General features: G+C 56.0%; 9 protein-coding genes. 5 read left to right on the top strand and 4 right to left on the bottom strand.

Going from position 1 to position 9,896, the window contains the following annotated elements:
* The first annotated feature begins 278 nt into the window (after positions 1-278).
* From PPL9_RS02960 to PPL9_RS02945, 4 genes are read left to right on the top strand one after another with little or no spacing between them, the layout of a single operon-like run.
* Positions 279-986, top strand: coding sequence for an ABC transporter ATP-binding protein (locus PPL9_RS02960; RefSeq protein WP_057461249.1), 708 nt, complete (start codon positions 279-281; stop codon positions 984-986).
* Positions 980-3,352 (top strand): FtsX-like permease family protein, encoded by a 2,373-nt coding sequence (locus PPL9_RS02955; RefSeq protein WP_057461248.1) that lies wholly within the window; start codon positions 980-982, stop codon positions 3,350-3,352. The genes PPL9_RS02960 and PPL9_RS02955 overlap by 7 nt, the downstream gene beginning before the upstream one ends.
* A 2-nt stretch (positions 3,353-3,354) precedes the next feature.
* Positions 3,355-4,551, top strand: a complete 1,197-nt coding sequence (locus tag PPL9_RS02950) for an HlyD family efflux transporter periplasmic adaptor subunit (protein WP_057461247.1) — start codon at positions 3,355-3,357, stop codon at positions 4,549-4,551.
* Positions 4,552-4,553: 2 nt separating this feature from the next.
* Positions 4,554-5,003, top strand: coding sequence for an HIT family protein (locus tag PPL9_RS02945; protein ID WP_057461246.1), 450 nt, complete (start codon positions 4,554-4,556; stop codon positions 5,001-5,003).
* Positions 5,004-5,014: 11 nt separating this feature from the next.
* Here PPL9_RS02945 and PPL9_RS02940 read toward each other — a convergent pair whose 3' ends face one another.
* Both PPL9_RS02940 and PPL9_RS02930 read right to left on the bottom strand, forming a co-directional pair.
* A complete protein-coding gene (locus PPL9_RS02940; protein WP_057461245.1) occupies positions 5,015-5,335 on the bottom strand; it encodes a hypothetical protein in 321 nt (106 codons plus the stop codon).
* A gap of 437 nt (positions 5,336-5,772) precedes the next feature.
* The gene (locus tag PPL9_RS02930) at positions 5,773-6,519 is read right to left on the bottom strand and encodes a YafY family protein (RefSeq protein ID WP_200962080.1); all 747 of its coding nucleotides are present in this window, start codon (positions 6,517-6,519) and stop codon (positions 5,773-5,775) included.
* Between the two features lie 115 nt (positions 6,520-6,634).
* Between PPL9_RS02930 and PPL9_RS02925 the strand changes: the two genes are divergently transcribed.
* The gene (locus PPL9_RS02925; RefSeq protein WP_057461243.1) at positions 6,635-7,354 is read left to right on the top strand and encodes a glutathione S-transferase family protein; all 720 of its coding nucleotides are present in this window, start codon (positions 6,635-6,637) and stop codon (positions 7,352-7,354) included.
* Between the two features lie 46 nt (positions 7,355-7,400).
* On the opposite strand, the gene PPL9_RS02920 is transcribed toward PPL9_RS02925, so the two are convergent.
* Together PPL9_RS02920 and PPL9_RS02915 are read right to left on the bottom strand one after the other, a co-directional pair.
* Complete coding sequence (locus tag PPL9_RS02920; RefSeq protein WP_244273338.1) at positions 7,401-7,919, bottom strand: peroxiredoxin; 519 nt, start codon at positions 7,917-7,919, stop codon at positions 7,401-7,403.
* 74 nt (positions 7,920-7,993) lie between these two features.
* The coding region (locus tag PPL9_RS02915) for a TRAP transporter permease (protein ID WP_208989129.1) at positions 7,994-9,896 on the bottom strand (1,903 nt) is incomplete at its 5' end.

The raw sequence follows: 9,896 nt of genomic DNA, 5'->3' as shown, positions 1-9,896 counted from the left end.
CTGACATGACCCCGCCACTGACCGTCACCCGCTCACCACTGCGCGACGCAGGCCGGGAGATCGCGATCATGGCCATGAATTATCTCAAGGGCACACACATCAAAGAGCTGCAATGCCTGTGGCACCCGGAACTTATTTTCCGCAAATCTGTAGGCGCACCGCCACGCACTGACATCTAGCCTAGGGAATTTACTCAGTTCCTTGAGTGGGATCATTGCCATACAACTTGAGTCTGAGGCTATAGTGTAACGTAGCTGCACATTCAGGTTGGGGCCCCTATGCCAACGCCAGTATTTATCGCTGAAAACACGACCAAAACCTATGTCACCAACGAGGTTGAGGTGCACGCACTTCGCGGTGTCTCCATGACACTCTTTGAAGGCGAAATGGTTGTGCTGCTTGGACCATCCGGCTCCGGCAAATCCACATTCCTGAACATTCTCGGCGGTCTCGACAATGCCACCTCCGGCACAGTCTCATTCATGGGCAAAAACCTGACGGACTTCAGCGAAAGCGAACTGACCCGCTATCGGCGCGATTACGTCGGCTTCGTCTTCCAGTTCTACAACCTCATTCCCAGCCTCAACGCATGGGAAAACGTGGCTCTGACAACAGAGATCGCTAGGAACCCAATGGACCCGCAAGAAGCCCTGGAACTGGTCGGCCTCGGCAACCGTTCCTCTCACTTCCCGGCGGAAATGTCCGGCGGAGAGCAGCAGCGTGTCGCCATCGCCCGCGCCATCGCCAAACGGCCAGAAGTCCTGCTCTGCGACGAACCCACCGGCGCGCTCGACACTCAAACTGGCACTCTTGTGCTGGAAGCCTTGCAGCGCATCAATCTGGAACTGGGCACCACTACAGCAATCATCACCCACAACACGGCAATCCAGCAGATGGCAAACCGTGTTTACATCTTCAAAGACGGCGCTATCGAAAGCACCCACGAGAATGAAACACCCAAGCAGCCTTCGGAGGTTGCATGGTAGCTCTGCCCGTCCTTGACCGAAAAGTGATCCGCGATTTGAAACGCCTGTGGGCGCAAGTGCTCGCGATTGCTTTGGTCATGGCCTGCGGAGTGATGACGCTAATCCTCGCACAAGGGGCCTACCGCTCCCTCAGCGAAACGCAGAAAACCTATTATGATCAATACCGCTTCGGCCACATCTTTGCGCAAGCCGTCCGCGCACCCGATCACCTGAAAGACCGCATCACCGCCATTGATGGTGTTGCCGCTGTCGAAATGCGCATCGTCCGCTCCGCTATCCTCGACATCCCGCAAATGGCAGAGCCCGCCGCTGGCATCGCTCTTTCCTTGCCCTCAGGCAGAAAGCCTGCCGTCAACCGCCTCTACTTACGCGCAGGCCGCTTGCCGGAAGGCTCCCGTACCAACCAGGTCGCTCTGGATTCCCGTTTTGCCAAAGCACATGGCCTCAACCCCGGCGACACGTTCAGCGCAATCTTGAACGGGAAAAAGCTTAACCTCGAAATCACAGGCATCATCCTCTCCCCCGAGTTCATCTACGCTCTCGGCCCCGGAGATCTGGTCCCCGACGACCGCCGCTTTGCAGTCTTCTTCATGGCTCAATCCGCCATGGAAGGCCTGTTCGACATGAAGAACGCGGCCAACGACATCTCCCTGAGGCTGCTCAGGGGCGCTTGCACACCTTGTGTGCTGGAACAACTCGACCGCTTGCTCAAACCATACGGCGGCACTGGCGCGTATAAACGCAAAGACCAGCAATCCCATGCCTTTCTGGATGCGGAGCTCACCCAGCTTTCCGCCATGGCGAAAGTGCTACCCCCCATATTCCTGCTGGTCTCCGCTTTCCTCGTCAACATGATCCTGTCTCGCCTGATCGCTCTGGAGCGGGAACAAATCGGCCTGTTGAAAGCCTGCGGTTACTCGTCATGGTCCGTCGCAGGTCACTACGCCAAACTCGTCTCTTTCATTGCGCTTCTGGGCGTTGGAATCGGCTCCATTGCTGGCAATTACATGGGCAAGTTGATGACCCAAATGTATGCGCAGTACTTCTCGTTCCCATTCCTCGTGTTCGATGAAAGCCCGGACCTCTACCTCATCGCCACTGCCATCTCGTTACTCGCTGCTTTGGGCGGTGCGCTCTCTTCCATCATGAAAGCTGCCCGCCTGCCACCCGCAGTCGCCATGCGTCCACCTGCGCCACCACGTTTCCGCAGTTTCCTCTCGCTCAAATCAAAGCGCGTGCGCCTCCTGTCCCAACTCAGCACCATGGGCCTGCGCCATCTCATGCACAATCCGGTCCGCAGCCTGCTCACCAGTCTTGGTGTCTCTTTCGCGCTGGCCCTGCTCGTCTCCGCGCTGTTCCTGACCAACTCCATGGACCACATGATCAATGTGGCCTTCAACAAAGCGGAAACCGCAGATGCCCGCCTGACACTGGCAGATGACAAAGCCCCCAGCGTGCTCGATGACATCCTGCGCCTGCCCGGCGTGCTCACTGCAGAAGCCTACAGACAAGAACCCGTCATCCTGCGCTTTGGTCCCAAAGAAAAGCGCGTCGCCATCACAGGTCGCCCAACCAACGCCAACCTCTCCCGCATTCTGGACCTTGATGAGCGCGCTATTGAAATGCCCCGCACCGGTCTCATGCTGCCAACTCACCTCGCCAACCAGCTGGGTGTAAAGCCGGGCGAGATGCTCACCGTAGAGTTCACCAAGCACAACTCGATCCTGCGGCAGGTTCGGGTCTCAGGCACCGTCACCAGCTACATGGGCATCTCCGCCTCCATGCACATAGACGCGCTGAACGCCCTTGTCCCCACCGGCCCGCGCATCTCTGATCTGGCGATCAACATCGACCGTACACGGCTTGATGATCTCTACGACGCTGTCAAACAAACACCGGGCCTCGGCGGCATCGCCATGCAGATGCTCTCACGCGAAAAGTTCCGCGAGCTCATGGACCAGAGCTTCACCTCCATGCTGGTGGCCTACATCACCATCGCCGTCATCGTAGCCTTTGGCGTGGTCTACAACGCCGCCCGCATTCAGCTGTCAGAGCGGGGCCGCGAACTGGCCAGTCTCCGCGTCATCGGCTTCTCTAAGCAGGAAGTGTTCCACGTCATTCTGGTGGAAATGGCGATGATCGTCCTGCTGGCACAGCCCATGGGCTGGCTCATCGGCTACGGCATGGCAGCGGGCATGATACAGGGCTTCGCCAGTGATCTCTTCCGCGTGCCGCTTGTGGTGCTGCCAAGCACCTACGCCATCGCCAGCTTTGTCATTCTCACTGCCGCCCTGGCCTGTGCGTTCATCGTGCGCCGCCGTGTGGGCAAACTTGATCTCATCAAAACCTTAAAAACGAGGGAATAGGAATGAACGGTAAATACGTCAAACGAGGCGCATATATTGCTGTCGCCCTGCTCGTTCTTCTCCTCATTGGTTGGGCCTTGCAGGAAAAGCCAATCTCCGTTGAAACAGCCAAAGTCACTCGCGGCGACCTGATTGTCACCGTGGAGGAAGACGGCAAAACCCGCGTCAAAGAGATCTACAAAATCTCCGCCCCAATCGCCGGACGGGTCGACCGTTCCCTGCTGGAAGTCGGCGACAAGGTATCCCGTGGCGAAACCACAGTCGCCACCATCAACCCACTCACCACTCCGTTCATGAACGCCCGCACCAAGGCAGAAGCGCTGGCAGGCGTTGAAACCGCCAAAGCTGCCATCTCATTGGCAGAGGCTGAGCTTGCCTCCGCCAAGGCAGAACACAAACTGGCCAAGTCAGAGCTCATCCGCGCCCAACGCCTCAACCGCTCCAAAACCATCTCTGACGCTCAATTGGAGCGCGTGGAAATCGACGTCACCCTGAAAGCCGCCAAAGTCCAAAGCGCAGAAGCTCAGATTGCCCAGCGAAACAGCGACCTTGCAAGCGCCAAAGCCCGTCTGATTGAGCCGCACATCGCTCAGGATCCTGAACGTTCAGAAGAACTGGCCGTACGCATGATCTCCCCGATCAACGGCCTGGTCCTCAATCTGGCCGTTGAAAGCGAGCAAACCATCCAGTCTGGTGCCCTGCTGATGGAACTAGGCGATCCCGCTGATATCGAGGTGGTCGTGGACCTGCTCTCTACCGAAGCCGTGAAAATCGCTGAAGGGGCAAAAGCAACGCTGGTCGACTGGGGCGGCAACACCCTGAGGGCAACCGTCCGCCGCATTGACCCGGCTGGCTTCACCAAGGTCTCAGCCCTTGGCATCGAGGAACAGCGCGTCAACGCAATTCTGGATCTGGAAACCCCGGCACTGGAACTCGGCCACGGCTTCCACCTGCGCGCCGCCATTGAGACATGGCACGGCCAAAACGTCCTGCGCATTCCCATGACCGCCCTCTTCCGCGAAGGCAACGACTGGGCCACCTTCAAAGTCGTCAACGGCAAAGCCCAACTCCAACTCCTGACCATCGGCGCCTTCAACCAGGACATGGCCGAAGTCCGCTCTGGCTTGAACCAGAACGACACCGTGATCCAGTTTCCGGGAGATACTGTCTCACATGGTACTGCAGTGGCAGCGGAGTAGAGATGACCGAACAAACGGATTGCTCTTTTTGCAAAATAGCCCAGAAGCACTATCGCGTTTTCGAGGTCTATCGCGATGACAAGATCATGGCCTTTCTCGACAATGGCCCAATCCGCCCCGGTCATACTCAGATCATCCCACTGGAGCATTACGACTACTTTGATGATCTACCCCTCGAACTTGCGACCAGAATTATGCAACTCGGCCAACACCTTGCCAAAGTACTCAAGCAAATCACTGGAGTAGAAAGAGTAGCATTCCTCTTCACCGGCGGAGATATCCCCCACGCCCACGCTCATCTGATCCCGATGTATGAGAAAACCGACATCACCTCCCGCCGCTACATCCTCAATGAGGACCTCACCTTTCAGGATAGACCCTGTCCGCCCCACAACGAGCAGCTGGCGATACTCAGAAAAATCAAGGAAGCAATGAGTGCTGAACACCTCTGATAAGTCGCTACTCAATTGAAGATATCTTCGACAAACTTATAGATCAGATAGAGCGCCAGATACGAGAGAAACGAGCTGGAAACACCTGCAACAAGTGCCATGTATCCATTCGCTCTGTACATAACTGTGTCAGCAAAACCATAGCTGAGTAGCACCCAAAGCGTCGTTGCTATCGATACAGCCATAGCCCCTATAAACAGCAGCACCCGCGCGAGTTTGTTCGAGCGGAAATACCCTTCAGCATTGCGCCCAATAACAAGAAACTCAGCCAACACCGTACAGATATAGGCAGCAGCGAGTACCAGAAAGCTGTCCCAAATTACAAAATGCAAAGCGAGTCTCGCACGCGTTCAAAAAAGCATTTTCAAAACGCAATCATTCTCACTTATATGACAGCCAAACACAAGCTGAAGGTGCATATCTCAGCACGTACTCACGCTCCTCTCACATACCGGAGGAACTCGTAGAACAGGTTGCAAACGGCATACGCCAAAATGCCGGTAGGTAGACTGACGATGTACCCTAGGTATTGGAAAGCTCGTGGCTCATCAGCAGCAGCCTGATGGTAATCCCATAACGCATAATACATCGCAACAAATCCAGCTAGCATTGCAACTAGAAAATGAAAGATGTGTGCGGATTGCCTATTTTCAAAGTAGTCATCAGCTTTGAACCGAAGAAAAATTCCCTCTGAAATTCCGGCTGAAATCAAGGATACGACGAGTAGAGTGAGAATGAAAAAATACATATAGTATTGATAGGGCTCACACTAACTCGTTGCAACAGGCAAGCCGTCTTTCGCAGCCTTCTCCGCCGCCTCTCTCTCCCGCCGGGCCAGTTCCATCTTCCACCAGCGATCTCGCAGGGTGACGCGGTTTTCGCGGTAGCGGTCTTCCAGCACCTCCATGTGCTCCACGCGATCGGTCCGGAACGCGCGGAAGTCCTTGCGCAGTTCGCACCACGCCACGATCATTCGAGAATGTGCAAAGAAAGTCAGGCTCAGCGGCCATATCAGGCGCTCGCTCATCTCACCCTGCGCGTCCTCATAAGTCAGCCGCAACTTGTTCTGCCCGCGAATAGCCTGCCGCACATCCTTCAGCTCAATCCGTGCTGTGGGAATAGGTTCCACCCCGAAATCCGGCGCATAAAGCGGCGCTTCAATAAACTCGTCCCGCGCTTCGGGAGACAGCACCGCCGCAATCTTGGCAATCACGTCACTGGCTGTGCGAATAAGCTGCTCATCTCCGCGCACTTGCACATGGCGCAGGCCCATCATCACCGCTTCCAGCTCATCACTGTTGAACATCAGCGGCGGCAAATCATACCCCTCATCCAGCACATAACCGACCCCCGCCTCCCCGCGGATCGGCACACCAGTTGATTGCAGGCTGACAATGTCGCGGTAAAGCGTGCGAACAGAGATTTCCAGCTCCTCCGCCATCGCATCACCGGTCACCGGCCCACGATGACGTCGCAACAACTGAACGACCTGCAGCAACCGATCTGCCCTGCGCATGTAATCCTCCGGAAAGTTTCGGCCAGAAATTTTGGGAACGCCAAACACTCCTGACACAATGCTGTCAGGAGCACCTTGCTACCAATCCCCCACGAAACACAAGCGGAGAAAGCAAATGCTCACACATCACAAATTCAGCGCCAAACTCGATGGCGTCAGCGCAAGCCCGTTTTGCCTGAAAGTAGATATCCTGCTCGCCATGGCAGGCCTCTCCCACGATGTTCTGGAAGGCCCGGCAGCCCTGCAAACCGCCCCAAAGGGCAAGCTGCCTGTCATGAAGGACAACGAAGAACTCATTGCCGATTCCGAGTTCATCAGACGGCATTTGGTGGTCAATTATAACGCTGATTTTTCAGGTGGTTATTCTGAAGCCGAACTGGCTGTTGGGCACGCCTTCATGCGCATGGCAGAACATTCTTTGTACTTCGTAACCGTCTGCACCCGCTGGCTGCCAGATGAGAACTTCGCCATTATTGAAGACCAGTTCTTCGGTATCTTGCCACCAGAAATGCGCAGTTCTCTTGCAAACGAATCTCGCAAAAGTGTCATCGCCAAAGTCAACAACCACGGCTACGGTCAGCACACATGGAAAGAACGCCTCGCATTGGGCCGTGCAGACTTGCAAGCCATCTCCACCCAGCTCGGTGACAAGCCCTATCTGCTCGGCGACCGCCCCTGCTTTGCTGATGCCGCCATCGGCGCTCAAATCCTCTGCACCCTCTCCAACCTGCCCTTCTCCGGCTGGAAGGAAACCACCGAGCAGTTCCCCAACCTCGTCGCCTACGCCAGCCGCATCAAAGAAACCTACCCGGAGGAAGTAACCGAAGCAGCCTAAGCAACACCCCCGCCGGATTGGTGCATCCGGCGGGGGCTTGTCACATTCACTGCGACTGCTTCAAATACGCAATCACACCCTCAGCATTCTGCTCCGGATCACTCACCGGATACATAACGTGTTCCACCACACCATCCTTGATGATCATGGTGAGCCTTTTCAGCAGAACCATGCCTCCTGCCTCAAAAGTCGGCAGCTCCATCGCCTTCGTCAGTTCCAGTTTCTCATCAGAAAGCAAAGCAAACGGCAGATGCAAACGATCAGCAGCTTCAGCCTGAAACGCTGTCGACTGAGTAGAAAGCCCAAACACCGCTTGCGCCCCAACCGCTTTTAACTCACCAAAGTGATCCCGGAACGCACAGGATTGAGGCGTACATCCACGAGCTCCGGGAATGAGATCCCACCCTTCAATTGGCCCTTCATTCGGAGGGCTCGTTCTGGGATAGGCATAGACAACAGTGCGGCCCTGTAACGCTGACAAATCAATCATCTCAGCATTCGTTGTCCTCAGTTTCAGCGCCGGAAGCTTCATGCCAAGCAAACTCTTAGTGTCAGTCACGATCAAACAAACCTTCTCCAACAAAAACCCCGCCGAACATTCTCATCCGGCGGGGTTATCTCACTCATAAAAAATCGCCGCTAAGCGTCTTGCGTCATCAGCTGCTGGTTCTTGCGTGCCATCACCTGCCGCACCACAACAGGCAGCATAAGCACACCGCCGATTGCCATGGTTTGCAAGCCCGGCGCGACGAAGAACATCGCCGCAAAGGCTGTCCAATACCGCTCCAGCTTATTCAAACCAGCCAGCATGTAACCAGAGAACGCCACACCCAGCAGGCCAATGCCACACATGGCACCCGCCAGAGTTACGCTCAGGTCGTACCAGGTGAACTCCGGCGTCACCAACAGCAGTGCTGGAGAGTAAACGAACACAAACGGCACAAGCGCCTTTGCGATACCAAGACGGAACGCCGTGTTACCTGTCTTGAACGGGTTCGCACCAGCAATCCCAGCCCCGGCATAAGCAGCCAGTGCCACAGGCGGCGTGATATCCGCCAGCACACCGTAGTAGAACACGAAGAAGTGTGCCACCAGCGGCTGAACCCCCAACAAGGCAAGCGCAGGTGCAGCAATGGAAACCAGAATGATGTAGGTCGCCGTTGTCGGAATACCCGCACCCATGATGATACAGGCAACTGCCGTAAACAACAGGGTGAAGAACAGCGTCAGCCCATTCTGCGTCACATACTCAGCAAGCATACCAGACGCAATAAATCCGCCCAGATCAGAGGCTGCCTGTGTCACCACAAACGAAAGCCGGAAGCCAGTGCCCGTCAGTGTCACCACGCCCACAATGATGCCAACCGCCGCAGCAGCAGCCCCAACAGCCAGCGAGTACTTGGCCCCTGTCGCCAGGGATTCAATCAGGTCTTTGAGTCCCATCCGGTTATGCGGATTTAAAATCCCAACAACCACACAAGCGGTAATCCCCCAAACCGCTGCAAAATCTGGCGTTTTACCGGAGATGATCAGATAAACCAGAATGCCCAGCGGGATGACGGAGAGCCAGTGCTGCTTCATCACCACCAACGCTTTCGGCAGCTCATCCTTGGTCAAACCGCGCAAACCAAGGCGTTTGGCTTCCAGATGCACCATCACGAAGATGCCGAAATAGTGCAGCATCGCCGGGAACATCGCCGCAAGCAGCACCTCACGATACGGGATCTCTAAAAACTCCACCATGATGAAGGCAGCCGCCCCCATAATCGGCGGCGTAATCTGCCCACCCGTTGACGCCGTCGCCTCAACAGCCCCAGCAAAGTGCGGCGGATACCCAACCTTCTTCATCGCGGGAATGGTGAGTGACCCTGTCGTCACCGTATTGGCAATGGAACTGCCAGAAATCGTGCCCAGCATGGCAGAGGAGAAGATCGCAACCTTCGCAGGTCCGCCTGCATAGCGTCCGGCAATCACAGAGGCCAGATCGATAAACAACTGCCCAAGGCCAATGCGCGTGGCCAAAACACCAAACAAAACAAACAGGAACACATACTTGGCAACCACGCCAATAGCGATGCCGTAGATGCCCTGGTTCGTCAGGTAAAGGTGATTGATCAGCCCCGTCCAGCTCGCCCCCGGATGCCGCAGAGCGCCCGGTGCATACATGCCAAACACGGCATAGCCAACAAAGATCAGCGCAATCAGCGGCAGCGTTGGCCCGACGGATCGGCGCGCAGCTTCCAGCACCAGCACCAACAACACGGTGCCCATGAACACATCAATCGGCGCAGGAGCCCCAACACGGGAGGCAACCGCCTCAGCTGGCAACAATGGCAAATACATTGCCGCTGCCACAGCCATCACCGCCAGCACGATATCCCATAGGTGCACCCCGCTCGGGCGCCACCATGTGGAAGACGCTGGCTGACTGCTCGTGCTCTTGATGAAACTGAAAAGAACAAACACCAGCCCCAGCACAAACGAGAGGTGAATGCCGCGATGGACAAGCTCTCGAATAAGCCCGAAGCCGGACGCGTAATAA

The organism is Pseudovibrio sp. POLY-S9, from assembly GCF_001431305.1.
GTDB lineage: Bacteria > Pseudomonadota > Alphaproteobacteria > Rhizobiales > Stappiaceae > Pseudovibrio.
This window is presented reverse-complemented; position numbering and strand designations above follow the sequence as displayed.